Source organism: Aeromonas popoffii (assembly GCF_000820025.1).
GTDB lineage: Bacteria > Pseudomonadota > Gammaproteobacteria > Enterobacterales > Aeromonadaceae > Aeromonas > Aeromonas popoffii.
Window position 1 is genome coordinate 171828 of sequence record NZ_CDBI01000079.1, and the last position, 26795, is coordinate 198622.

The 26795-nt window shown below is 53.5% G+C and carries 21 protein-coding genes; 9 read left to right on the plus strand and 12 right to left on the minus strand.

The window, feature by feature from the left end:
- The first annotated feature begins 159 nt into the window (after nt 1-159).
- Both BN1129_RS17545 and BN1129_RS17550 read left to right on the plus strand, forming a co-directional pair.
- Nucleotides 160-426: a helix-turn-helix domain-containing protein gene (locus tag BN1129_RS17545; protein ID WP_005298604.1), complete on the plus strand. Its 267-nt coding sequence runs from the start codon at nt 160-162 to the stop codon at nt 424-426.
- Nucleotides 427-630: 204 nt separating this feature from the next.
- Entirely contained in the window at nt 631-1992 is a 1362-nt protein-coding gene (locus BN1129_RS17550) for a sodium-dependent transporter (protein WP_042038275.1), read from the plus strand.
- Nucleotides 1993-2260: 268 nt separating this feature from the next.
- Here the strand turns inward: BN1129_RS17550 and BN1129_RS17555 are convergent, their stop codons facing one another.
- Complete coding sequence (locus BN1129_RS17555; protein ID WP_042038277.1) at nt 2261-3130, minus strand: patatin-like phospholipase family protein; 870 nt, start codon at nt 3128-3130, stop codon at nt 2261-2263.
- Nucleotides 3131-3175: 45 nt separating this feature from the next.
- A complete protein-coding gene (locus BN1129_RS17560) occupies nt 3176-4717 on the minus strand; it encodes a sensor domain-containing diguanylate cyclase (protein WP_042038279.1) in 1542 nt (513 codons plus the stop codon).
- 198 nt (nt 4718-4915) lie between these two features.
- On the opposite strand from BN1129_RS17560, the gene BN1129_RS17565 reads away from it, so the two are divergent.
- From BN1129_RS17565 to BN1129_RS17575, 3 genes are all read left to right on the plus strand, one after another.
- On the plus strand, nt 4916-5965 hold the full coding sequence (locus BN1129_RS17565; RefSeq protein ID WP_042038280.1) for an efflux RND transporter periplasmic adaptor subunit: 1050 nt from the start codon (nt 4916-4918) through the stop codon (nt 5963-5965).
- Nucleotides 5965-9081 (plus strand): efflux RND transporter permease subunit, encoded by a 3117-nt coding sequence (locus BN1129_RS17570; protein ID WP_042038281.1) that lies wholly within the window; start codon nt 5965-5967, stop codon nt 9079-9081. Before BN1129_RS17565 ends, BN1129_RS17570 begins: the two co-directional genes overlap by 1 nt.
- A gap of 174 nt (nt 9082-9255) precedes the next feature.
- On the plus strand, nt 9256-11604 hold the full coding sequence (locus BN1129_RS17575) for a YgiQ family radical SAM protein (protein ID WP_042038283.1): 2349 nt from the start codon (nt 9256-9258) through the stop codon (nt 11602-11604).
- Between the two features lie 95 nt (nt 11605-11699).
- On the opposite strand, the gene BN1129_RS23570 is transcribed toward BN1129_RS17575, so the two are convergent.
- The 3 genes from BN1129_RS23570 to BN1129_RS23575 form a co-directional block, all read right to left on the minus strand.
- A complete protein-coding gene (locus BN1129_RS23570; protein ID WP_157013455.1) occupies nt 11700-12212 on the minus strand; it encodes a hypothetical protein in 513 nt (170 codons plus the stop codon).
- 284 nt (nt 12213-12496) lie between these two features.
- A complete protein-coding gene (locus tag BN1129_RS17580) occupies nt 12497-13321 on the minus strand; it encodes a hypothetical protein (protein WP_157013456.1) in 825 nt (274 codons plus the stop codon).
- A gap of 185 nt (nt 13322-13506) precedes the next feature.
- The gene (locus tag BN1129_RS23575) at nt 13507-13815 is read right to left on the minus strand and encodes a hypothetical protein (protein WP_157013457.1); all 309 of its coding nucleotides are present in this window, start codon (nt 13813-13815) and stop codon (nt 13507-13509) included.
- Between the two features lie 434 nt (nt 13816-14249).
- Between BN1129_RS23575 and BN1129_RS17585 the strand changes: the two genes are divergently transcribed.
- On the plus strand, nt 14250-15200 hold the full coding sequence (locus tag BN1129_RS17585) for a transposase (RefSeq protein WP_042038285.1): 951 nt from the start codon (nt 14250-14252) through the stop codon (nt 15198-15200).
- A gap of 289 nt (nt 15201-15489) precedes the next feature.
- On the opposite strand, the gene BN1129_RS17590 is transcribed toward BN1129_RS17585, so the two are convergent.
- The 6 genes from BN1129_RS17590 to BN1129_RS17605 form a co-directional block, all read right to left on the minus strand.
- On the minus strand, nt 15490-16299 hold the full coding sequence (locus BN1129_RS17590) for a helix-turn-helix transcriptional regulator (protein ID WP_042038286.1): 810 nt from the start codon (nt 16297-16299) through the stop codon (nt 15490-15492).
- A gap of 189 nt (nt 16300-16488) precedes the next feature.
- Nucleotides 16489-17148: an isoprenoid biosynthesis glyoxalase ElbB gene (gene elbB, locus BN1129_RS17595; protein ID WP_042038287.1), complete on the minus strand. Its 660-nt coding sequence runs from the start codon at nt 17146-17148 to the stop codon at nt 16489-16491.
- A 91-nt stretch (nt 17149-17239) separates the two neighbouring features.
- The gene (locus tag BN1129_RS24020; protein WP_280136040.1) at nt 17240-19423 is read right to left on the minus strand and encodes an acyltransferase family protein; all 2184 of its coding nucleotides are present in this window, start codon (nt 19421-19423) and stop codon (nt 17240-17242) included.
- Entirely contained in the window at nt 19410-21608 is a 2199-nt protein-coding gene (locus tag BN1129_RS24025; RefSeq protein ID WP_209418527.1) for an AMP-binding protein, read from the minus strand. The genes BN1129_RS24020 and BN1129_RS24025 overlap by 14 nt, the downstream gene beginning before the upstream one ends.
- Before the next feature lie 213 nt (nt 21609-21821).
- Nucleotides 21822-22379 (minus strand): YbhB/YbcL family Raf kinase inhibitor-like protein, encoded by a 558-nt coding sequence (locus tag BN1129_RS22750; protein WP_084204679.1) that lies wholly within the window; start codon nt 22377-22379, stop codon nt 21822-21824.
- A gap of 208 nt (nt 22380-22587) precedes the next feature.
- Nucleotides 22588-23019 (minus strand): DUF2787 family protein, encoded by a 432-nt coding sequence (locus BN1129_RS17605; protein ID WP_042038288.1) that lies wholly within the window; start codon nt 23017-23019, stop codon nt 22588-22590.
- 87 nt (nt 23020-23106) lie between these two features.
- Here BN1129_RS17605 and BN1129_RS17610 point away from each other — a divergent pair, with 87 nt between their 5' ends.
- From BN1129_RS17610 to ruvC, 3 genes are all read left to right on the plus strand, one after another.
- Nucleotides 23107-23574 (plus strand): LysR substrate-binding domain-containing protein, encoded by a 468-nt coding sequence (locus tag BN1129_RS17610; protein ID WP_280136041.1) that lies wholly within the window; start codon nt 23107-23109, stop codon nt 23572-23574.
- Nucleotides 23575-23704: 130 nt separating this feature from the next.
- The gene (locus tag BN1129_RS17615; RefSeq protein WP_042038289.1) at nt 23705-24610 is read left to right on the plus strand and encodes a Gfo/Idh/MocA family protein; all 906 of its coding nucleotides are present in this window, start codon (nt 23705-23707) and stop codon (nt 24608-24610) included.
- Between the two features lie 272 nt (nt 24611-24882).
- Nucleotides 24883-25404, plus strand: coding sequence for a crossover junction endodeoxyribonuclease RuvC (gene ruvC, locus BN1129_RS17620; RefSeq protein ID WP_017412842.1), 522 nt, complete (start codon nt 24883-24885; stop codon nt 25402-25404).
- Nucleotides 25405-25926: 522 nt separating this feature from the next.
- Here the strand turns inward: ruvC and BN1129_RS17625 are convergent.
- Nucleotides 25927-26682: a lytic transglycosylase domain-containing protein gene (locus BN1129_RS17625; RefSeq protein WP_042038291.1), complete on the minus strand. Its 756-nt coding sequence runs from the start codon at nt 26680-26682 to the stop codon at nt 25927-25929.
- Nucleotides 26683-26795: the final 113 nt, after the last annotated feature.

Consider the following 26795-nt stretch of genomic DNA (forward strand, 5'->3'; position numbering starts at 1 on the left):
GATTACCATCCCCAATGTTTGCAAGGGTTGTCGTCGAAAGACGCTGATTAAAGATAGAGGCTCGACCATAACGAGTCCGTTCAAAACTGATACACTTGACTACGAGTCGTCGCGAAAAATAAAGGTGGAGTTAATCCGCCGTACGGAGTATTGAACAATATGAATTCAAATATCGTAACTGTTGGTAAAAAGATCCGTCAGATCCGTGAAGCGGTCGGTTTAAGCCGTCCCAAGTTTGCCGATCTGCTGGGTGTTCCCCCGACCACCCTGAAGAACTATGAACTGGGTTATCGTGAAGTTGGTGGCGCCTTCCTGGTGGCACTGGCGCATCACCCGGAGCTGCACAAGTTCACCCTCTGGCTGCTGGCTGACAAGAAAGTCGCCGAAATTGGCCAGATCGGTCCGGACGATATTGCCAAGGCTTGATTTATTTGGGCTTTGACAAAAATGCCGCCATTGAGGCGGCATTTTTTTATCCATCTAATAACCACTTCAGTTAATTAAATTTGGCTAATTGTGCTCTCGTCCGGGATTTTAACGAAAATTTCTTGGAAAGCCGGATTAATCCTCAGAAAATTCCTGCTATAAAATCAGTATTATCCTTCGCGTGATGCGCACAGTGAGACAAGTATGAGTCAAACCATTCCCCAGGTCAGAGATGGCTTTACCAGTAAATTTGGTGTTCTTGCCGCCACCCTGGGCTCTGCCGTCGGGCTGGGCAATATCTGGAAATTTCCCTATCTGACGGGTGAAAACGGCGGCGCCGGTTTTCTGCTGGTCTATGTGATTGCCACCCTGCTGGTGGGATTGCCGGTGATGATTTCCGAGATCATGCTGGGTCGCAAGGGCAAGGCCGATGCGGTGACAACTCTGAGCAAACTGAGCCCCAAGGGGCAACCCTGGTGGCTGATTGCCGTGATGGGAGTGGTCGCCGCCTTCCTCATCATGTCCTTCTATTCCGAAGTGGCGGCCTGGGTGTTCGCCTATATCTTCAAGGCCATCAGTGGCGAGATACTGTCGACCGACCCTGCGGTCACGGGGGCTGCCTTCAATGCGCTCATCACCAACCCGCTGCAGAGCCTGCTCTGGCAATGGCTGGTGTTGGCGCTGATGGGGGGAATACTGTTGATGGGGGTTTCCAAGGGGATCGAAGCGGTCACCAAGAAGCTGATGCCGGTGCTCTTTATCTTGCTGCTGGTCATCGGTATCCGCAGTCTGACTCTGCCGGGGGCGAGCGAAGGTCTCGCCTTCCTCTTCTCGCCAGATTTCTCCAAGATCACCGGGGCCGTGGTACTGACCGCCATGGGGCTGGCCTTCTTCAAGCTCTCCATCGGTATGGGTTGCATGATGACCTATGGCAGCTACTTCCGGGATGATCAGAACATTCCGCTTACCACCTTCCGGGTGATGTGCGCCGATCTGTTTGTCTCCATGCTGGCGGGGATCGCCATCTTCCCAGCCGTGTTTGCCTTCGGGTTCGAGCCCTCGGCCGGCCCCTCCCTGCTGTTCATCACCATTCCGGCAGTGTTTGCCAGTATCCCGTTTGGCCATGTTTTCATGGTGCTCTTCTTTGTACTGTCCGCTATTGCGGCCACCGGTGCCATGCTCTCCATTCTGGAAGTGCCGGTCTCGGTGCTCTCCGAGCGCTTCAAGATGAGCCGCCCCAAGGCGACCCTGATCAACCTGCTGGTACTGGGTGCGGTGGGTTCCACCTGTGCGCTCTCCAACAGCTCGCTGGCGGATGTGCAGATTGCGGGCAAGACCTTCTTCGATCTGTTTGACTACCTCTCCTCCAACATACTGATGCCGCTGGGCGGTATCTTCCTCTGCCTGTTTGTGGGCTGGGTATGGGGTGAGGAGAAGATGCGCGATGCTCTGACCAATGGCGGCGAGCTGGCTCTGCCGATCCTCAAACCACTGTTCTTCATCATTCGTTACGTATCGCCGCTGTTGATCCTGATCGTGATGCTCAAAGGGCTGGGGCTGTTCTAGAAAAAGAGTGCGGCAAAGCTAATGCCAGTCAGTTAAGAGAAAGTGAGTCTCAGCCCGCGAGGTATAAGGGCCAAAGAGTGAGGGAGGCATAAATGCCTCCCTCTTTTTATTGGATGCCCATCAGGGCAAAGGTGTCAGCCACATTGACGCGTTAACCATGGCACCGTTCCTGTTATTCAACATTTCGAATGTTCAGTCACAAAAGTGCTTAACTGACTGGCATTACACTGCAAGGCGCTCTTTATTATTGGTGCGATTGGGGGGAGGGTTACAGCAACCCGAGGCGGCCCAGCTCCTCCTTGAGCTGATCAAGGTTGCGTTCGACGCAGGCCTCCCCCTCGTTGATGGCATCGCTGGCACGATGAAAATCCATGATGGAGAAGCTGCCCAGGCGTGGACAAAGCTGGATTTCCGGCGGGTCCCCCGCCATTCGGGCGCGGGTGATCCGTTCCTGCATGATGTTGATAGAGCCGCTCATCACGCTCCACAGACCGGGAGTGGCCGGTGCCGATTCGCCGCGATTAAGCCACTGACTGAGCAAGCCGCCGCCACCCGGTTGATCCGGTCCGTCGGTCCAGGGCTGGTGCATGTCGTTGTTGAGGTTAACCGCAATCACTACCTCTGCGCCCATGGCGCGGGCCAGCGAGATGGGAACCGGGTTGACCACGGCGCCATCTACCAGCCAGCGGTCGTTGACCCGGGTTGGAGTGAGGATCCCCGGCATGCCACAGGAGGCGCGCACTGCCTGGCGTAGCGAGCCCCGTTGCAGCCAGATCTCGCGGCCGGTGTCGAGTTCGGTGGCGATGCAGGCGAAGGGGATGGGCAGGTTCTCGAGATCGGGATCCCCCAGATGGCTGGCGGCGAGACCAAATACCTTCTCACCGCGAAACAGGCCGCCGGAGAGGGCGGGATCGAGCAGGCCGACGACTTGCAGCCGGCTGAAGCCGCGAACCCAGGACTCGAGCTTGTCCAGCTTGCCCGCAGCATAGGCGGCGCCGACGAAACTGCCGATTGAGCAACCTGCTACCAGATCTGGTTTGACGCCGAGGCGATCAAGGGCACGGATGACACCAATGTGGGCCCATCCTCTGGCGGCGCCGCTCCCGAGAGCGAGCCCTACGCGGGGTTTACGTGGCACAACTTTCCTCCAAAAAAGGGTTGGGTGACCAGCTTACCTCGCAAGTCAGGAGGCGTCACCCAGCCATCTTTCACTGCGGTTGCGTCCGTTGGCCTTGGCCTGATAAAGCGCCATGTCGGCGCGGCGCACCGCTTCATGGAGCTGGACGCTCTCCTCGTGGGGGTAATAGCCGAGGCTGATGGTGACAGCCAGATCAGGTTCGATGGTGGCCCAGTCGTGGTCGGCGACCGCGATCCTGATCTGTTCCGCCAGTTCGCCGAGACGGGATACGTCGCTGTGGCCGATCAGTAGCAGGAACTCCTCACCGCCCCAGCGGACCAGGCGGTCTGATGGGCCGAGTTGCTGCTGGCAGATTTGTACCAGCCGGATCAGCACGATATCGCCAACGGCATGGCCAAAGTTGTCGTTAACCCGTTTGAAGTGATCCGCGTCGAACATCAGCATTCCCGGCCGGAGCCGCGCCAGGCTGCCAGTTTGCTCCAGCAGGACCAGATAGTGGCGGTTGAAGGCACCGGTGAGGGCATCATGACAGGAGAGATAGTTGAGCCGCTGGTTGAGGCGATGGGACCTCAGATTGGAGAGGGCCGCCAGCAGCAAGAAAAGGATGGCGAGCAGGGTTGGAGCGGACTGGTAGGCAAGGGTCCATGCCAGCGGCAGCAGAGTGACGCTGTGCACCAGCAGCAAGGGGGTATCGGGGACAGCTAGCGTCAGTTGCAATGCCCCCTCTCGCCACTGGTACTGTACAGTTGGAGCAAGATCCTGGGGGATTCGCGGTTCCTTCGTACTGCTGGCTAGCACCTGATGGTACTGGTTGAGAAGCAGATACTGCCCCAGCGCGGGCGTCAGCCGATCGAGTTGCAGTTGCAGGCGTGAGAGCAGAATATCCATGCTAATCATCCCCACCAGCGACCCGTCTTTGTAAAGAGGTTGGGACATGGTGACCATGGTGCCAAGTCCGGCGAAATCTTCGTAAGGGCGGGAGAGAATGGTGTCCTGTGTGGGGTTGGGTGACATCAGCGCATCCTGCCAGTAGTGCTTCTCATAGATGCTGCGGCTAAAGCGGAACTGGCTGGAGGGGATCCATGGGTAGAGGTAGATGAAGTTGTCCACACCGGTAAAGTAGACCCAGGCGATCTCCTCGCCAAGGCGCTGGCTGGCGGTGGCCAGCAAGGGGGAGAGACTCAGCGCCAGATGAAATCGCGCCTCCCGCTCACTGCCGGGGGGAGGTAATGGGCCTTCCCCGGTGAGGTTGCCTGCCAGCCCCGCAGGCAGGTCGGCGGGGAGCTTGTCGAGTACCAGTCCCTGATCCGGCAGTTGTTGGATATAGCTGTAGAGCTGGCGGGTCAGCGCCGATTGAGGGTCGCTGCGCAGCCGCTCTTCGGCCTGACCGCGCATCGCTTCGAGAAAGGTGTCGGTCCTCTGGAACTGATCCTGAAGGTGAATAGCACTATTGAGGGTGTCGCTCAGGTAGAGGCTCTCTATCTGTTTCAGGTTTTGTCGCAAGGTCAGACCAATCAGCAGGGTGACCAGAGCGAACAGCAGCCAAGTAAGGCGTGTGGGAAAGCGGGCGTCGGACACGTTGAGCATAGGCAGCTATCTGGCGTTACAAAGGAAACTGTCGTTAGTGTAAGCGAGGTAGCCGGAAAAAAAATAGAACCGCAAAAAATGCAGTGATCTCATCGCCTTCCTGTTACGTTTTGTCACATTTATACATAGTCACGGCATAGTCTGTGGCTAAAATGGCCCCAATCTGGATTTACCCTTTCACTCTTCATGGATTGTTCGATGAAAATGCGTATCTGGCTCGGCTCGGGCCTTCTCTTTATCGTGGTTGCCGGTGTCTGGGCGCTGCGTCACACCGAACCGGCCCCCAAAGCGCCGGCCAGACAGGTCAATATCCGCACCGAAACCGTCAAGCAGAGCCTGGCCGAACCCACCATCAAGCTGGTGGGCAAGCTGGCCGCCAACCGCTCCGTGGTGATAAGCCCCGAGGTGACAGGGCGTATCGTCAAGATAGCGGTGCGTTCCGGTCAGCAGGTCAAGCAGGGCGATACCCTGATAGCGCTGGATGCGGGCAAGCAGCAGGCGGAGCTCGCGGAGCAGAACGCCAGCGTGCGCGATGAGGCCCGCAAGCTGCGGGATATGCGCCGGCTGGTGGCGCGCGGTGCCATCACCACCTCCGAGCTGGAAGGGCAGGAGGCCATAGTGGCCCAGGCCCAGGCCCGTGCCGATGCGGCCAAATACGAGTTGTCGCTGCGCACCCTGCAGGCTCCCTTCAACGGCACCGTCAGCCTGATTGATCTCAGTGAAGGGGCCCTGGTCAACAGCGGTGATACCCTGCTTCATCTCGATGAGTTGGCCAAGTTGCGGCTCGATCTGGCGGTGCCCGAGCGCTATCTCTCTCAGTTGCGTCCCGGCATGGCGGTGACGGCAACCAGCTCGGCCTGGCCTGATCAAGCGTTTCGTGGCGTGCTGGAAACCCTGGACAGCCGTGTCTCCAACGATACCCAGAACATCAAGGCGCGCGTCATCATCCCCAATCCCGACGGTCAATTGCGGCCCGGCATGCTGCTCAACCTGGCGCTCTCCCTGCCGCCCCAGAAGATGACCCTGATCCCGGCCCAGTCGGTGGAGTATGCCGGCGAGCTGCGCTTCGTCTATCGGCTCGAGCCTGATGGCCTGGTCAAGCGGGTGCCCGTGGTGCTGGGGGATACCCATGGCGAGGAGGTGTGGGTTACCGAGGGGCTGAAGGTCGGCGATCGCATCGCGGTTGAGGGGCTGGTCAATCTGCGTGACGGCGTCAGCGTGAACGATCTGGCGGAGGTAAAAGGCTGATGTGGCTCTCCGATATCTCTGTACGTCGCCCGCTGGTGGCCGTGGTAGTGAGTGCCCTGCTGACCGTGTTCGGTCTGGTGGCCTTCAGCAAGCTGACGGTGCGGGAGATGCCGGACGTGCAGACGCCGTCCGTCTCCATCTCCACCACCTATGAGGGGGCGGCGCCAGCCGTCATGGAGAGCCAGGTCACCAAGCCCATCGAGGATCAGCTCTCCGGCATCAGCGGCATCAAGAACATCAACTCGGTGACTCGCAAGGGGCGCTCCGTCATCACGGTGGAGTTCAAGCTCGGCTGGAACATGGTGGAGGGCACCTCGGATGTGCGTGACGCCATCTCCCGCGCCCGCCCCAGGCTGCCGGATGGTGTGGATGAACCTATGGTCACCAAGGACAACGGCAACGGCGACGTGGCGATCTGGCTCAACTTCAGTAGCAGCCAGATGGATCGCACCGCCATGACCGATTACGCCAACCGGGTGCTGGTCGATCCCCTGAGTCTGGCGGACGGGGTGAGCGAGGTGATGCTCTCCGGCGACCTGACCCAGGTGATGTATGTGCGGCTGCGGCCCGCCGACATGGCGGCCCGTGGTATCACGGTGACGGACGTGCAGGAGGCCCTCAAGCGGGAGAACATCGAACTGCCGGGCGGCGAGATCCGCAACAACTCCATGACCATGTCGGTGCAGATCGCCCGTCTCTATCACACCGCAGATGATTTCCGCCAGTTGCAGATCCGCACCGCCGCCAACGGCCAAAGCATCTACCTGGCGGATATCGCCGACGTGGAGGTGGGGGCCAAGAACGAAGACAGCGCCTATCAGCGCAACGGCCGCGAGAGCCTGGGGATAGGCATAGTGGCCCAGTCCACCGCCAACCCGCTGGCGGTAGCGCAGGGGATCGAGAGGAAGATCGTCGAGATGCAGCGCTTCCTGCCACAAGGGGCTGTGCTCGAGGTCGATTACGACTCCACCATTTTCATCAAGCAGGCCATCGACGAGGTCTACATGACCCTGGCCATCTGTGCCGTGCTGGTGGTGGCGGTGCTATACCTGTTCCTCGGGCAGGGGCGCACCACCCTGATCCCGGCCATTACCGTGCCTGTGTCGCTCATCTCAGCCTTCATCGGCGCTTGGTATCTCGGCTTTTCCATCAACCTCATCACCTTGCTGGCGCTGATCCTCGCCATCGGTCTGGTGGTGGATGACGCCATCGTGGTGGTGGAGAACATCCACCATCATCTGCAACGGGGCGAGCCACCGCTGCTTGCCGCCTGGCACGGCACCCGCGAGGTGGGCTTTGCGGTGATCGCCACCACCGCCGTGCTGGTGATGGTGTTCGTCCCCATCGCCTTTATGGATGGCATGGTGGGGCGGCTCTTTACCGAATTTGCCATATTACTCTCGCTCGCGGTGCTCTGCTCCTCGCTGGTGGCGCTCACTCTCACGCCCGCCATGGGCTCCTGGCTGATGCGCCCGCTCGATCGGCCGAACCGGCTGACCGCCGCCCTCGACCGAGGCCTTGGCTGGGTCGAACTGCACTACCGCGCATGGCTGGCGCAAGTGCTGCGCCACTCCCGCTGGGTGCCACTGGTGCTGCTGCTCTGTCTTGGCGGCATCGGCGCCCTGTTCAGCCTGCTGCCCAACAGCCTCACCCCCACCGAGGATCGCGGTGTGGTGTTCGTTTTCGTCAAGGGGGCTGAGGGAACCAGCATAGAGCGGATGAAGCGCAACATGCAGCAGGTGGAAGCCGCCATCATGCCGATGCTGGGGGATGGCGTGGTGCAGGCCATGAGCTTCAGTACCCCCGCCTTTGGCCGTGGCGGCGACCAGACCGGCATGGTGATCATCCAGCTCTCCGACTGGGCCGAGCGTGATGTCACCGCCACCGAATTCTCCCGCTCGCTGGGCGCCAAACTGGTCGGCATTCCCGACGTGATGATCCGCACCTTCCAGCCCGGTTTCCGGGGGGGCTCCACCGCGCCGGTGCAGTTCGTGCTGCAGGGCAATGACTATGCCGAGCTGTATCAACAGGGGCTGGCGCTGCAGAAAGCGGCGCAGGCCAGCGGTCTGATGCTAACGCCAGATCTGGACTATGCCGAGAAGACCCCCGAGCTGCAGGTGACCATCAATCGCGACAGCGCCAGCCAGCTCGGCATTCCGGTCTCCACCGTTGCCAGCACCTTGCAGGCGATGCTGGGCGGGGTGAGCAAGACCACCTATGTGGACAGGGGGGAGGAGTATGACGTCTACCTGCGCGGCAACCAGACCGAGTTCAACGGCGTCTCGGATCTCAGCCTCATCTACCTCAAGGCCGCCAGTGGCGAGATGGTGAGTCTCTCCACCCTGGCCACCGTCAAGCAGGTGGCGACGGCCAACCGCCTTAACCACTACCAGCGGCAGAAGGCGATCACCCTGACGGCGGATGTGCATCCTGATCACACTCTCGGCGAAGCCCTCAATTTTCTCGATGGCTGGGCCGACGCCAACTTGCCGAGCGGCATGACGGTGGATTATGCCGTTGAGTCCAAGGACTATCGCGATAACCAGGGCGAGATGGTGATGATATTCGCGCTGGCCCTGCTGGTGGTCTATCTGGTGCTGGTGGCCCAGTTCGAGAGCATGCTGACCCCGGCGGTGGTGATGGTGACTGTGCCGCTTGGCATCTTCGGCGGTCTGCTCGGTCTCTGGTTGACGGGGCAGGAGATGAGCATCTACAGCCAGATCGGCATGATCATGCTGATCGGCATGGTGACCAAGAACGGCATCCTCATCGTTGAGTTCATCAACCAGTTGCGCCAGCGTGGCGAAGGGTTCGAGGAGGCGATAATCAAAGGCTCGGTGCGCCGCCTGCGCCCTATCCTGATGACCTCGCTCACGGCCATTATCGGCGCGGTGCCACTGATGCTCTCCATGGGGGCGGGCTACGAGAGCCGGATGGCAGTGGGTACCGTGGTCTTCTTCGGCCTCTCCTTGGCGACGCTGGTGACCTTGCTGGTGGTGCCTGCCATCTATCATCTGCTGGCGCGTAAAGCCGGTATGACCGGCGCGCGGGATCAACAGGTAGACGAGGCGCTGGCCGCCAAGGGGGCAGGGGAGTCACCCCCCCCGGCGCCCTGACTTGAATCCAACAGGGGCCAGTTGCTACCCACCATCATCACAAGGGCGCCTGCGGGCGCCCTTGCTATTGCCAGTGGCCGCGCTATTCCGTGGGATCTATAGGGGCAAAAAGCCATCGCCCCCGCTTCGCTCTGCCGGTATAATGCGCGACCCGAATTGTTCCAGGTGTTCAAAATGCAGCCGGTTACCCACCTTTTCTCCTATCCCCGCTACTGGGCCGAGTGCTACGGCACAGCGCCTTTCCTGCCCATGTCCCGTGCGGAGATGGACAAGCTCGGCTGGGACAGCTGTGACATAGTCCTGGTGACCGGTGACGCCTATGTGGATCACCCGAGTTTCGGCATGGCGGTGATTGGCCGCATGCTGGAATCCCAGGGTTTTCGGGTCGGCATCATCGCCCAGCCGGACTGGTCATCGAAGGATGACTTTATGCGCCTGGGCAAGCCGAACCTCTTCTACGGGGTGACGGCGGGCAACATGGACTCCATGATCAACCGCTATACCTCCGACAAGAAGCTGCGCCACGACGACGCCTACACCCCGGGAGACATAGGCGGCAAGCGGCCCGACCGCGCCACCCTGGTCTATACCCAGCGCTGTAAAGAAGCCTTCAAGGAAGTGCCGGTGGTCATCGGTGGCATAGAGGCGTCCCTGCGCCGCATCGCCCACTACGACTACTGGTCCGAGACCATCCGCCGCTCCATCCTGCTCGATGCCAAGGCCGACATCCTCATTTATGGCAACGCCGAGCGGCCGCTCATCGAAGTGGCACACCGCATCGCCAATGGCGAGACCATCGACACCATGCAGGACATTCGCGGCACCGCGGTGATCCGCAAGGAGCCGCTGCCCGAGTGGCGCGGGGTGGATTCGAGCAAGCTGGATCAGATCGGCCGCATCGACCCCATCATGAACCCCTATATGGAAGGGGCGCCCTGCTCGGATGACGAAGGCACGGCGCCGGTGGAGCAAGAAGCCAAGCCGGTATTGGTGCAGCCACCCAAGCAGAAGCCGTGGGAAAAAACCTATGTGAAGCTGCCGGCGTTCGAACGGGTGAAGGAAGACAAGGTGCTCTACGCCCATGCGTCGCGCATCCTGCACCACGAGACCAACCCGGGCTGCGCCCGTGCGCTCTCCCAGGCCCACGGTGATCGCATCGTCTGGGTCAATCCGCCCGCCTTCCCGCTGGAAACCGACGAGATGGACGGCGTGTTCGGCCTGCCCTATCAGCGGGTGCCGCACCCGGCTTATGGCAAGGAGAAGATCCCGGCCTACGAGATGATCAAGACCTCGGTCAACATCATGCGTGGCTGCTTCGGCGGCTGCTCCTTCTGCTCCATCACAGAGCACGAGGGGCGCATCATCCAGAGCCGCTCGGAAGAGTCGATCATCAAAGAGATCGAAGAGATCCGCGACAAGGTGCCGGGCTTTACCGGCGTCATCTCGGATCTGGGCGGCCCCACTGCCAACATGTACAAGCTGCGCTGCAAGAGCCCCAGGGCCGAGCAGACCTGTCGCCGTGCCTCCTGCGTCTGGCCGACCATCTGCCCGCACATGGATACCGACCATACCCCGACCATCAGCCTCTATCGCAAGGCGCGGGATGTGAAGGGCATCAAGAAAATCCTGATCGCCTCCGGGGTGCGTTACGACATAGCGGTGGAAGATCCCCGCTACATCCGCGAGCTGGCCAAGCACCACGTCGGCGGCTACCTGAAAATTGCCCCCGAGCACACCGAGGAGGGCCCGCTCTCCAAGATGATGAAGCCGGGCATGGGCAGCTACTACAGCTTCAAGGAGCTGTTCGACAAGTATTCCAAAGAGGCGGGCAAGCAGCAGTACCTGATCCCCTACTTCATCTCGGCCCACCCGGGCACCACGGATGAAGACATGGTGAACATGGCGCTCTGGGTCAAGACCAACAGCTTCAAGCTCGATCAGGTGCAGAACTTCTACCCGTCGCCGCTCGCCAACGCCACCACCATGTATTACACCGAGAAAAACCCGTTAAACAAGGTGAGCCGCCAGGGCGGGGACGTGTTCGTGGTCAAGGGCGAGCGTCGCCGCCGCTTGCACAAGGCGCTGCTGCGTTATCACGATCCGGCCGGCTGGCCGATGATCCGCGAAGCCCTGCTGGAAATGGGCAAGGGCCACCTGATCGGCAACGGTCCCAACTGCCTGGTGCCGCCGGAAGGCCGTGGCGAAGCCAAGGCCGAGCGCAGTCGCAGCAAGGGGCTGAAACCGGCCCTGACGCGCCATAGCAACATCACTCACCAGCGTGGTAATGGGGCGGGCAACAAGGCGGCTGGCGGCAAGCCGGTGGGTTCCCAGTTGCAGAAAGGCGCGGGTAACGGCAAGCCTGCTGCCCAAAGCGCAGGTCAGGGTAAACCGGTTGGCAAACCCGCCCATAATAAAGGCAAGGCTCCGACCCGCGCGGGCTCCGCCAAGCCGGGTGCCAAACCCGCGTCTCAAGGCGGCAAACCTGCGGCGAAAGGGAATGGTGCCAAGCGACCGGCTCGGTAATATTCCTGATTGGGAAAACGATAGAAAATAAAAAGGCGACCGGATGGTCGCCTTTTTATTTAAAGTAATCGTACCTGTAAATTTATTAACAATGTTTACTCACAAGGGTTTTCATCACTTATTTTTGTAACGACGAGGTCTGAGTAAACAGATGAGTTAGATTTTCCTGAGACAGCATGTAATTCTATGCCCGTGGCTTGTGTCCCAACTTTGATCTTATCTAGGGTTATATTTTTAAACGCTATATCAAGGCTTTTTCCAACATGTATTTTAACTCTTTCTGGTGAATGCATGTTATCCATGGCAGTTCTGTATTCCTTATTTAAATAACCTTTATTCAAAGCATTGCCACATACATATGTAGCCTCATAGTGTCGCTCTTTTTCGAACTGTTGTAGGTATCGAATTTTACCATTAGATAACAACCATCCATTCTTATCTTTATTTATTTCTATGACATAGTGTGCTCGGCCAGCAGCATATTTTTGATGAAATGATTTCTCTGGGGTTTTATCAACAATCGTGGTAACACCACCTTCCAATTCTATATATTTTGCTGCAGAGGCAGGCAGAGTAATTGCTAAAAATATTAATGAAACGAAACGCATTATAAATCTCCTTAAAAAATGCTGGTAGCAGAAATCTGGGACACCCACCTTTCTGATCATGGATAAATCCTATAGGTCTATTAAAACTTAACGTATTAATAACCGCTGTCACACCTCACTTACATGAGAGATGGCTAGCCTCTTATGTTGGGATAATAGTTGTATGTTGATGCTGAACGAAATTAAGTACAATGTTTACCGCAATAACTAATCTTTATTGGCAGTGTTACAGCTCTCAATATTTAATCTGTTCAGGTGCGTAGGGATTTCTATATGATGCTGAGTTACAATAATTCAGCTTTGCCATCGATAAGCACTAACCGCTTACCATCTTCACGCGGGCTGATCAAGGGTAGTGTGTTCTTGCCTGACTTATAAACACCGTCCTTCATATAAAAATAGACATCTGGGGCATCATCTTTTTGGATCAAATCCGACTCATTTCTGGTTAAAAAAACTCCATATCTGCCAGGCTTGAGATTGAGGATTTTTCCAAATTCTTCTCCCGTCGCAGGGCGGGCTGCAGTGATATAAATAGTGGAGTAGCTCACGCCTGGCAGCGTACATTCGTGGGTATACTGGTAAGGTTTGTTCTCCACACAAGTGATTTTATTGATATCAATCATTCCCAGTCTTAGCTTAATCTTGGGCGTGTCATCGGGCTCAACAGGTCTGACTTTGAAATTATTGATAATGAAGCGTTCGATTACGCGACTCTGATTATATGTCTCACCATTTTCAAGCTTTGCAGTCCACACTTCAGATGGCTTTAGTGGATAGCCTTCCGTCAGTCCTCCAATAAACCCAGCACCCAACCCTAGTGCCCCCCCTGCAAGGGCGCTCCCAAGATCTGACGTTAGATTCATTGCATATGAAGTCGAGTTAACCATCATATCGATAGATTTGTCATATGTATGATCGCTTAGGACCCATGGGTAGCCTGCATATGCACCGACGTTCCAAGCAAAGCTTTTGGTCTTGTCATCTTGATAATAACTTCCAAGTGCTTCTGGGCTTCGGATATTGTCGTATATTTTGAATGCACTACAACCGCTTACCCCGAACAATGATATAGAAATAATCAAGCTTGCTTTAATTATACTTTTCATAATGTATGTGTGTATCTAAGGTTAGTCAGTTTTTACTAGTTTATAAGTGTGTTGATGTATAATATTTCCCCACTCATTGAACGATGGTATTATCATGTAATTAATACTATCGTTCTGATAACGAAAATAATTTCGCATGAGTGATAGCATAGCTTTGCTATGGTTTAAAAAGGTGAGCGTTAAATTTATTTAGCCGGTTTTTTTTGCTCTATGATTTGGAGTGGTGCATAGATGCAAGATACACCACCATTTGTCAGTGCGATACTGAATCGATGATCGCAATTAACGGCAGAAAAAATGACAGGTAACTGTTCATTACCAAATGAATCTGGTAGGAAAACAACCTTCTGACCTGGCTTGCAAGATGCAGCGGTTACATCTTTCTGCCATTTATTTACTTCACATAAATCTTCTTGGTCTATCACTGGATATATTTGATCGCAGCCAAACAAATTAGTTATAGCAATGGTTAAGATAGACAGTTTTTTAATCATAATATCCGCCAATAAAATTAACTATATAAGGTTATAGACTTAGCTACTGTGGCTCCTTTTGGGAGAGCGCTCTTTCAGTTCTTACGTGTTTTGTTGGGTTGGCCAAAAACACACGCTACCGCCCGTGGATTACAGCTTCCAATATGCTCCATTGACCAACTAGGACTGTAACCTATCGCGACTGGGGTGGATTCGTGTGGGTATGGTAATCCAAGTGAAGCTACATTGGCGAGTGAAAAATGGCGTAACCACCAGAAATTCATCATTTTTTGCGCGGTATCACCAAACTGAAATCTGGGAGAGATCGGGAGATCTGGAGGGAAGGGAGGAAATCTGGGACACCCACCTTTTTGGAGGAAATCTGGGACACCCACCTTTTTGACAGTGGCGTAGTACTGTTCTTGACTTGAGAAGTCGCAGTCGAGGGATGCGCCATGACCATTGCCCGTTCACGCCAAATCAGCTTGCAGGATACGCCTTACTACCACGTGGTGAGCCGCTGTGTGCGGCGAGCCTTTCTGTGTGGTGAGGATGCCCATTCTGGCCAGAGTTACGAACATCGGCGCCAGTGGGTGGTCGACAAGTTGGGGCAACTGTCACGGCTGTTTGCTATCGGTGTTTGTGCCTATGCGGTGATGAGCAATCACTATCATCTTGTGCTCAAGGTGGAGCCCGATACGGCGGCCAACTGGAGTGAACGGGAGGTGGCTGAGCGCTGGGCGGCTCTTTTCCAGTGGCCGCTGTTGGTACGACGCTGGTATCAGGGGGAGACGCTGATCGAGCCTGAACTGGCGGTCGTGCAGCAATTGCTTGCCCAATGGCGGGAGCGGCTTCACTCCATCAGCTGGTTTATTCGTCTACTCAATGAAAATTTGGCCCGTCAGGCCAATCAGGAAGATGGCTGCAAGGGCCATTTCTGGGAGGGTCGCTTCAAGAGTCAGGCTTTGCTCACCGAATCAGCCTTGCTGGCCTGTATGGCGTATGTTGACCTCAATCCGATACGAGCTGCGTTGACCGACCGGCCAGAGCAGAGCGACTACACCAGTATCAAACAGCGCCTTGAGGAACCTGCTACTCCTGAGGTTTTGCTACCACTTTTGCTGCCGTTTGCTAGCCAGGGGAAGCCTGAAGAGTTGCCCTATGCCTTCACCGATTACCTGATGCTGGTTGATTGGACGGGTCGTGCTATTCGGCCCGACAAGCGGGGTCATATTCCGGCCCGTCTTGGACCCATCCTGGAACGGCTGGGTCTTGATGGCGCCCGCTGGTTGAAACAGGTGACGCTGTTTAGGCGACAAGGGATCAGAGTGGTGGGAGACAGAGATCATTGCCAGCAGTTTGCCCGCCACTGTGGCCAGCGGCGATGCCATCAACCACAGCTCTGATTGATTTGCGTCCACCCTCTCGATAGCTCCGGGTATTGCACATAGTTCAGTGGATGGCTGTGCAGGGGCTGTTGCTTTCTAAACCTGAAAATCTCTCCCACTAGCCGACTTTTGCAGGTATCAGTTCGAATGCATTCACCCTTATTGTGCCTGCAAGCAGCCTGATAGTGGCTTGCACCAAAAGGTGAGTGTCCAAATTTCCTTTCGCAAATTTCCTTTCTAATTAGTGACGATTTATCGTCCCACTGTGGCACAAAAGATGGGAGGCGACCATTCCATTAACAAAGCTTTAGAGAGGTTGTTTTGTTTTTCTAAGTTCAGTGGGTGTTAATCCAAAGCGATTTTTAAAACTCTGGGTAAAACGGGAGTGGGATTGGTAACCACATTTTTCAGAAATCAAGCTTATTGATTTTTCTGTTGTTTGCAACAAATGCAAACCAAGGCCTAACCGGGCTCTATCTTTTATTTCTTTAATGCTGGTGTTTTCTGATTTAAGCTTGCGATGTAATGTTGATTGACTCATTGCCAATGCGTCACAGATCTTATCCATCGTTATTTCGCGGAAATTATTTCTAATCAATAGGTCGTGTATCTTATGGCTGACCTTGGAGCGACCTACCATAGATACGACCTCCTTATATCCTAAATGATAAAGTAGTATCAGAAACTCTTTTTTTCTTAATGACAAAATTTTTTTTGGTGCCCATGAAGATATTGTTATAAACTGCTTCAAACACTGTTTTATTTCTTCTCTTGCATTACCAATAAAATAATCAGTCTTATGGCTGAAATTATTTATGGGTAACCCATCAAAGTCTTGATGTTCAAACTCAATTAATATTGCGATATATTTCTTTTTATTTGGGATGTTTCTCATGTGAATCGAATTATTATCAGGAAGGAAAATAAACTCATTACTCTGGCAAGTTAGCTTAAAGCCTTCACCGAGTTTTTTTTCACCGTTGACAACAAAGATAAGCAGCGGTTTTGCTACCGGTATATTCAAGATATTCTGTTCATAAGTCGATGTGTAAACATAGAAAGGTAATTCTGAATTCGCAAATTGTACTTTTTGAACGAGACGCATGATGTCATCCATAATTCCTCTCCATGCCTTCCTTTACATAATTATTTTTTGAAAATTTTGAGCTAATCCTTCTTACATGTCAAGGGAAATAAATCACTATATGCATAACACCCCTAGCTCTATTTATTAATATTATCTATAAAGCTTGCTGTTATTAAAAAAACCGCCAATATTGCATATATTGGCGGTTGTTGATAAAGATTAGGCTAACTCAACAACTTTCTTTACAAGTTTTGAGATTCCTAAATAGGTATCCGATAATTTTGCATCGTCAGTCATGTAAGCTGGTGTTGTAACGATTTTATGCTCCATATCAACGACACATTCTGATGTGATACAATTCTTATGTATAGCTCCCGTTTTTTCTATCTCGCTAGCGATCTCACTATTTGTACCAATGGTCAAGGTAGGTTTATCATGACCAATAGAGAGTGCCAATAATGCAGGTGCAATACAAATTGCCCCAATAGGCTTATTAGCACCTTTAAATGCTTTAATCTGGTTTAGAACCTGTTCGTTAACTGATGCGTGGCTGCCAGAAAAAGCAAATGAACACATATTCTTTGCTACCCCAAAACCACCTGGGATCACTAAAGCATCAAACTCATTAGTATTCAGCTTGGCGATGTCTTCTATTTTACCGCGTGCAATTCTGGCTGCTTCTTCCAATATATTTCTTTTATTACCTTCAGACTCCTCTCCAGTAAGATGGTTGACAACATGATGCTGGTCTTGATTTAACGCAAAAATCTTGTAGGAAACACCTTCTTGATCCAGTGCTAGGAGTGTTAAAACCGACTCACGAATCTCTGCACCGTCAAGATAACCACAACCAGATAAAATAACCGCTATATTTTTCACAAATGAATCCTTTTCATATTTATGGTACTACGTAATAATATTGGCTAAGCTTACGACTGCTAGACATAGCCAATAATAATATTTATGACTGTCAGGTTAAATTGGTAAGCTCATTATCAAACTTCTGTGATGTTGGTTCTATTTTTTTGCTCCCTTCGTGTATTGCCCGCTCCACCATGACGGAAATTTCATTAAGATCCTTGGCAGAAATAATGTCAGAGACAGATAGCACTATTTTATGTGATGGTGGTGAAAATTCAGTTTGTAGGGTATTGGTAAATTGGACAATACCTAAAGAAGCAAGACCACATTCTTCAAGGTTCCATTCTGGTTTAACTTCCATGCCCGTGATTCGATAAACTATAGCTAGAATACGCGTAGTGGCATCCAACTCAGGGAGGGTTACAGATTCCTTACTGTTTGCACCTGTGAGTTTTCCCAGCAAGTCGCCGATATTGACAAATGTACGTCTTAATAAAGGATCAACAGGCTGAATTGCTTTAGCAAAGAGGACTACCAATCCTACAATATAAAAGTACTCATACCATTCAACAGGAACAGGTTGTGGACTAAACCAGTAGAAAGCCTTTTGGTGACTCCACCAGTTCCACCACTCACCATGTCGTGTCACTGAGTAATACCATTGGCCAATCATTTGGTGAAACAGGAAACAAGAGAATGCCGTTGGTGCCAATATTTGCGAAATAGGACTCGACCTAAAGAAGCGAGCAGTCATCCCTTGCCCCGTGCTTAGAGCAAAAATCCAAAGCAAAGTGATAGGGGCAAACAGACGTCCATAGATATTATCCCAGATCCTGTTCACTATAGCTGGATCGGTCAGAGAATCTGCAGCCGCAGGGCGTAGGGCATTTTGTTCAACAGAAACCCAGCCCTCACCGCTAGGAAAATAACCTTGCGCTATGTGCGCTACACTCACGACGATCATAATCAAGGTAATGGTATCAGCGATTCTTCCCCATATATCGGCCCGGACATGTTCCGCAGGGCGAATAGCATCGTATAAAAATGCTGCACACATACCTGCTATAAAATAAACCATCCAAAATGGTGCAAACAAGTAGAACCCAAGAATAACAGCATTTTCCTTGCCTGCCATTTCCAGTTGTGATTGTGAAGGCGTTGTTCTCTGACCAGTTAATGCATCAAAGAAACCATACCCGGTGGCATCTACGGCGTAGACATACCAGAAAGAGAGAACGATTAAAATATTCAGCCCAAGGCCTAAGAGTGTCAGCGATAGGAGCTGTTTGGATTTGCCCCGATTTTTATAAAGTGCGTTATACAAAAAGGGGAAGACAATTAGGCACTGGAAATACATGGACATGAACCACAAATAGAATCCCATGAACCATGATGCTCCCCACAGCGGTGTGGCCTGTAATCCCGTCAGATGTATCCCCAAAGTGAGCAGCACATTCGCTAACCAGGAATCTTGTACCCAAGGGGTTCCTTCACAGAATTTCGTCCCAGAATCAACGATCTGTGCCCAATGAAAAATAGGCGAGAATGTTGATGGTTGGCACGTCACCAATAAATTCCCCAAGGCAAACAACACAGCTAGCCCATATAAAGGATATATTCCGGCAACTCGGGCTGAAACAAATGCCATCTTATTTTTTATCAAGGACGGCATGAGTGCAGCCAAAGTGAAGCCAGCTAATGTAAAGAATGTATGCACATGCCATGGGAATTGCCTTAGATTGGAAAAAGCATCCCACGACCCGTTGGAGCCAATATGCATAAACATCACATAACAAGCCAACAAGAAGCGAAAACCTGCTAACGTCTGCCAGTCTATTTTAGCTTTACTACCTGATACATCAATCACATTATCTTTTTTAGATGAGAACAGATCATCTAACAAGCCAGTGGATTTATGCTTACCCTCGGTTGCTTTGCTCTTTCTTGTGTTTCTCTCAACCAATGCCGCTGTTGCTGATACGCCAGGTGTCACGTTCAGTTGTTGTGCAATTTTATTACGCACAATTTTTCGACTAGCTGTTCTTGGTATTTCTTCATCCAGAGCTAGTTTCCAACATGTTGGAAATTTAAATGAGGCTAACCCTTGCTCCCTCAAATATGTTCTAAACTCTCTAACTATTTCTTGATCGGAGAATTGCTCTGAGTAGGAGGGGTCTAAAATTAATGCACAGCCAACCTCTTCGCCATATAGCTCAGAGGGAACAGCGAAACACACAGCCACATTGACTGCGTTGTGCTGTGTCAAAAGAGCTTCGACTTCAGCTGGTGCGATTTGTTCTCCCCCCCCTTTTGATCAATTCTTTAAGACGACCTTTCAGGGTTAATGTACCATTGTGGTCCATCTCCCCTAAATCTCCGGTGAGAAACCACGTTTCGAACAGACCACTATGTGGGGATTTGAGCAGGAAACGGGAACTGTTGTTTGCATCCTGATTATCTTGGTAACCGGTGAAAACGGTTTCTCCTGAAATGGCCACTTCACCCTCACTTCCAAAAGGAAGAGGACGCAAAGAAGTAGAATCGACAATGGCGAGTGAAGCAGTGATAGGGACTCCTACTGCGCCGGGTTTTTGCAGCCACGAACCTTCGGTTCTTGCTGGTTGGGATATGGGCATCTGTTCCGACATGCTGTAGGTAGTGACAATCTGACATCCAAAAATGGACGTCAGAAGTTTACGGTCTGCCTCTTTTAAATCCGCAGCCCCAGAGCGGATCATACGTAGGTTATGCCCCTGCCAGCGGCCTGCCTGATCGAGATAAGCCTCCGCATTGTCTAAGAGATAACGCACAGTACCATTATGAATGGTTGGGACAGATGAGTACCATGTTGGGCGCGGATTGGACAGTGATAGCGCTTTAGCCATTGCTTCAGGTTGGTAAATGCCATCACAAGTAATCGTTGCGCCAACAGCAACACTGCACAAGATCGATGCACTTAACCCACCAATGTGATCTAAAGGCATAACACTATAGGTCACATCATCTGCGTTGAGCCCCATAGAGTCGGCAAGAAGCGCGCCGTTTAATACCAAATCTCTTTGTCTTAACGGGACTACTTTGGGTAACGAGGTCGTACCTGACGTGCGTAGCAGTAAGCAGTGAGCTGCTGGCTCGTTTGATAACGGTGGTAAAAGTGCAAAGTCCGTAGAGGTGTGCAGATAGCTAAATAACCCAGGCGAATGCTTATCAGAGCGCTCAGCATAATGCAGATGAACTTTTGACATCACTCGTAGCGCATATTTATCAAAAGCTGCTTTGATTCCAGGAGCGGTAACGTCTGTAAACATCACTAGATGCTTAACATTAAATTGCTCTAAGGCCTGAAGGGCATCTGATTCGCTCAGTGTGGAAGAAAAAGGTACGGCACAAGCCTGTGCGGCGATGGACAAAAAAGCACATGCAGCAGTAGCATTGCCGCCTATTGGCGCTACATATGCAACGACATCCCCTTTTTGCACACCAAGTTTGCGAAGGTCACCGCCTCCACCTGGAGAACAAAACTGAAGCATTTCGCCATAGGAGGTAAACATATCGGCGTTCTGCTCCCGAGCCAGGCGGAACAGGGGAGCCTCCTTAGGAGGTGTTGCGAGCAATTGATGGAGGGTTTCCGGTAACCCTTCAAGGTTTAATTTAACATCCGCGAACTGGAGATTTTTTGTGATGGCCCGCGAACTTAACTCACTTGACTTTGTCCATGTAGGTTCCTGAATGCTATCAGTGTGGGTTTGACTAATTCCTTCCTTGAGACTCTGATATATAAGGTCTGACACTTTACCCTGTTCTTGAAGTGGATAATTTATCTCATGACCGCCAGAAAGGTACAAAACAGTCGTTCGGCTCGGTTCAAAAGTATGAACAAAAGACTCCGACCACGGCTTATAGGGGTCTTCACGCCCGATTAAATGGATACTTTGATAGTCGGGGAATGACGGAACAGGGAGTAAACCTAATTTCGCCCTGAGTTCAGATAGCGGAGTGGAACTGGCAGCACAGGCAAAAATAGCAATATTAAAGAGCGGACCTTTAGGCATTATCAGTCTGATAGATTCCCCAAAACGGGACATCAGTGCAGATTGAAGCGCCCGATCCTTATATAAGTTATTGGCTAAATTTGCTACCAATGCCCCTTGGCTGAAACCGTAAACGCCATCAAACGGCCCTTCCTGTTCTACACTTTTAAGGATGTAGTAAACAGCATCACAAAGAGTATTAAGCCGAATATCGCCCTCTTGCTGGCTATTGAACCAGGAATACCAAGGGCCAGATCCCAGTCCCTCTAAGCCGATTCCAGGTTCATCTACAGGAGTGGGGCCGTTAAGGTAAACAAATTGAAACTTGGGCATCACTAAATCTAAATTACTTAACTGCAATTCAGTGATCGTGCTGTTACTACCGTTTCCATGCATCGCCAACAATTTTACTTTTGTTGAACGGTTTGCGGATAAAATCACTGCCATCACTCCTTTATTGTGAATGACATTTAAACCTAGATTAAAACTTCGCTCTGTTATACTTGAATGTTAGGCGTACATATTTAATTGATTTTAATATTAAACATAGAAAAAAAGCCTGCCACTCATTTAGTAGTCGCAGAGCAGAAGTAAGGTAACTAAAAAAAACTTCTAGCTGTAATGAAAGGAAAATATAACTATTTATTATATTTTCTTAAATTAATCCCGCTTATACAAGGCTTCAATAGTGCTCGCTCCCAATGAGTGGGCTTTGACCATATAGCCTGTAAGTGCACCTGAGGCATTTTCTGGTAACTCAATTTTTTTGGACAGCGCATAGACCGTAAATTGATAACGATGCATACCGTGTCCTTCAGGAGGACAAGCTCCGCCGAATCCCCGTTGCCCGAAGTCGTTATTCATTTGGAAACTTCCAGCAGGTAGTACATTTTTGCTTGGCTCACCAGCTCCTGTAGCCAGAGTAGTGACATCTTTAGGTATATTGATTACCTGCCAATGCCACCAACCACTGCCTGTCGGGGCATCAGGATCATAAGCAAAAACAGCAAAGGCTTCAGTGCCTTTTGGGGCACCAGACCAGGACAGCTGTGGTGAAAAATTCTTACCATTACAGCCAAACCCTTGGAACTCTTGAGATTGGCTCATGACTTTCCCATGGGTAATGTCTGTGCTTGATAATTTTAGCGAATCTGCTAGCGTTGATGCAGATGCAAACATAATGAGGGGCAAAGCAAGTTTGATAGTTAAAGATGGCATGGAGCTCTCCGAGTTACTTGTGTGCAAGAGTCATGCATCATATAGCTTCAGATGTACCAAGGTTACTCAGAAAACTGTCAAGTTTTCGCTTTTTTCATCCATGTTTGTGCTATTGAACGTCATGCCGATAATGTCAGAGTGGTGTAATGGGATAACCTTGGCAGCATCCTCTGCATCGCCATGGGTTACCCTCTTGCTATCGTGGTGGTCAAATTTCCCACGACACGGCTGTGGTGTAGGCATCCGCATGCCAGTAACTGACAAAGTTTTGCTGCCACAGTGCGTACAACTCTCTTCCCTCCGCATTAGTCAGGTCACCCAGTCGGCTCTCGAACACGTAACGCTGCGTCCAGCTAAAATCCAGTATCTTCTCCAACTCTGGGTAAACCGTGCCGACAAAGCCAAAATCCGTCACATAGTCGAAGCGCCAACCTTCGCTATGTCGTATCAGCCGTATTTCTACCGGGTGGTAGCCACCGCGTTCGCTGCTGTACTGCGGGTCACGGAAATTGAGCGTTACCGCACGGGTTGATGGGGGCATATCTGGGGCAGCGGATAATGCGTTGAACAGCAGTTGAGTGAATGACCGACTGACCGGAAGAATAAAACCTGCTTGATCGATACGATGATGTATGTGCATAAGTACTCCTTTCTCAGTTAAAGAAATCGCTGTGGATATGAATAATGTGTATTAAACCAAGTAACTAATCACTCAGAGCAACCCGCGCTGGCCAGCGGCGAGATTGATCTGGTGATTGGTTTCGATGCCTATATTGATCCGGGGTTGCTGCGCGCAACCCTGCGCCGGGACCACTACTGCTGCGTGCTGCGCCAGGACTCCCGCTATCTTCCGGATAATGCCCAGCCGCAGGATATGGCGGCCATCCCCTTTGTGCAGTTCGCCAACAGCGTCGGCAATTTTGAAGGGCAGATGAGCCCGCAGCAGGTCGCCCGCTCGGCGGTGGCGACGCTCCCCTGTTACACCTCGCTGCAAGCCTTTATGTCGGTCAATGACGTCGCCGCCTGCATTCCGTCGGCTATCGCCGCCCTCGGCGATTTTCGCACCGTGGCGATGGCCGGGGCGCCGCAACTGTTTGAGGTGGTGGTCGGCAGACACAGAAAAAGTCAGGGCAATCTGGCCATCGAGTGGATGGCCGAGGTGATTAAGTCGGTCAGCGACCTTGCGCCCAGATAACGCAGCCACTGGCAGAGAAAGGCCGCCGCCAGCCAGAGTGGCTAACAGCAGGCTGGCGCTGCGGGGGGACATCCTGCGATGGTGCGGGCAGTTATCCGCTTATTCCGTTATTGAGTGAAAAGGAGTTGAGATGCGCATTGCCCTGATTGGTCTGGGGGATATCGCCCAGAAAGCCTATCTGCCGCTGCTGGCGAGCGACGAGCGGGTGACCCCGCTGCTCTGCACCCGAAGCCCAGAGGTGCTGGACAAGCTGTCTCGCCAGTACCGGATCCCCGAGTCGTACACCGATGTTAATGCCCTGCTGGCAAGTCGCCCCGATGCCGTGATGATCCACGCCGCCACCGCGGTGCATCGCGAGCTTGCCGAGCAGAGCCTGCGCGCGGGGATCCCCACCTTTGTCGACAAACCCCTGTGCGACACGCTGGCCGAGGCCGAGGAGCTCGCCAACCTCGCCATGGTGCAGGATTGCCCGCTGTTTGTCGGCTTTAACCGCCGCTATCTGCCCGCCATGGATGCCGCCCGTGCCCAGCCGCTCACCGAGCTTAACTGGCAAAAACACAGACACGCACTGCCTGGGGCACCCCGTCAGTTTCTGTTCGATGATTTTATCCATGTGCTCGACAGCCTCTGCTTCTATGGCGGCGCGCCAGACGGGGATTTTCAGGCGGTATTGCGGCCGGATGCCAAGGACAACAGCCTGCTGGCCGGGGTGAGCGTCAGCTGGCAGAGCGGTGATCGCGCTATCAGCGGCAGCATGAATCGCAGTGCTGGCATCACCGAGGAGCGCATCGACGCCTATGGCGACAACCTCTCCCTGCACCTTGAGAACTGCACCCGCGGCACGATTGCCCGAGACAAGAGGTTGCAGGCCCTTATCCCCAACGACTGGCAGCCGGTATTGGTCCAACGGGGCTTTGCCGCCATGCTGGAACACTGGTATCAGCAAATTGAATCGGGCAAGGCCGATAGCGAGCTGATCGCCTCCTGCCTGCATGGTCACCGGCTGGCGGAGCAGCTGGTGGCGCTCGCGATCTGACCCCTCTCCTGCGCCTGTCGAGCCTGATTTATCGGGCCCGCACGGGTGAGTAAACCGGCAGACTACTGTACAAGATGACGGATCCCTGCGCAGTCAGCAGGCGAGGGCGCCGCCGCGCGAGCCAAGCGGACGCTTGTTTGCTATCTTGGCGGCCATGAACTGCCTTCAGAGCAACAGAGTGTCATGAGCATTATTTTCGGAATGGAGCCGGGCCCCCGGCTCAGTGGTGATGAGGGTGTGAGCCGCCCTCAGGCGTGCATGGCGGAGCTGCCATGAGCATTATTCTGGGGATAGATCCGGGCTCCAGGATCACCGGCTATGGCGTTATCCGCATCGTCGCGGGCAAGGCGGAATACCTGGGTTCAGGTTGTATTCGCACCGACCTGGGCGAGCTGCCGTCCCGCCTCAAGCAGGTGTATGACGGGGTGAGCGAGATCATCACCCAGTTCAAGCCCGACGAGTTTGCCATAGAGCGGGTCTTCATGGCTCGCAACGCCGATTCGGCCCTGAAGCTGGGTCAGGCCAGGGGCAGCGCCATCGTCGCGGCGGTCAATGCCTTGCTGCCGGTGAGCGAATACTCGGCGACCCAGATCAAGCAGGCAGTGGTGGGCACGGGCGGCGCGGCCAAGGAGCAGGTGCAGCACATGGTGACCCATCTGCTCAAGCTGTCGGCCACGCCCCAGGCGGATGCGGCGGATGCGCTCGGGGTGGCTATTTGCCACTTCCATACCCGCCAGAGCCTGATCAAAATGGCGGGGCGGGCCACCAGCTCGGTGCGCGGCCGCTATCGCTGAAGCCTGCCGCGTCTGAAGACTAATGTGAGAGGAGGGCGCCCGGGCGCCCTCCTTGTTTATTCGTTGCGCCTGGCACGGCTCAGGTGCGCGCCACCCTTTGCTAAAAGCCTTAACCGAGTCAAGAGTTGTCTTGTCACATGGCGTGACTCCAATCGGGACAGCCAGCCTGCGGAGTGACGACAATCCTCTTTATTAATCAATGGCTTGTGACCTTTATTACATCTTCTTGGCGAGACGTGGTTTACGTCGCCTCGTCATGTCACCCGCCCATAATGTGGCGCCGTTTAACAACGGCGACCTCGTGAGCCCCGGCTCCTTGCCCCGGGTTGCGCCGAACGTCGGTGCCATTCCGGGGGCCTTGGCCTATCGCGTGATTGCACCGAAAGCGTGATCCGTGACAAAAACGTGGGTATCAACAGGCCCCGTGAGGGGTATGCATTCAGACGTCGAGTTCGGGCTGGACAGCCGTGGGGCCGGGTATCAGGGGGATCTTGTGCCAGCGGTTGCGCCACGGGAGTGTGGTCACAGCCCCCGGGTGTGCAGCATCTCTTTATAGCGTTGATGTAATAGCTGCACCCGCTCCACATAGGCGCGGGTCTCGGCATAAGGGGGGATGCCCCCATGTTTTTGCACCGCTCCGGCCCCCGCGTTGTAGGCCGCGGTCGCCAGCGCTATGTTGCCGTCATATTGCTTGAGCAGGCCTGACAGGTATTTCACCCCGCCAAAGATATTCTGCTCGGCTATCAGGGCATCGCCGACCCCCAGTTCGTGCGCCGTGGCCGGCATCAGCTGGGTCAGCCCCATGGCCCCCTTGCGGGAGACCGCCAGCGGGTTGAAGGCGGATTCGGCGTGGATAAGCGCCCGGATGAGCGCGGGCTCCACCTGATAGGCCTTGGCTGCCGCCTGTATCGTGCTGGCGTAGTCGTAGAGGAAGAGGCCGGTCGTGTGCCAGTTGACCTTGGAGGCCGGGTCGCAGGCGTAGCAGTCGTTGAACAGCAGCAGCTCGTAGTGGCCCTGCTCCGGCATCATGTCGGAGTAGCGTATCACGCCGTTTTTCTGGACCGATTTGTAGACCTGGATCTGGCGTGTGCCGGGCGGCAGGCTGGTGGTCAGCCGGCTGGGGTCGGGGAGTGCGCTGGGCGCGGGCATTGACGTGGGAGCCACCAGAGGAACGGGGAGGGGGGCTTGCGCCTCTGTGGTCAGGATCACCACCTCGGCCGGTGGGGGAGTCTGGCTCCAGCCGGGCGGGGAAAACAGCGGGATCAATCCCATCAACATCCATGATTTCAACGGCTTGCTCCTTCAGCCTCGTTAGGCTTGTTGAGTAAAGCATCATGACGGTGGCAGAACAAGCTGCCGATGATCGCGGCGCCTGAAATAAACCGGCAAAA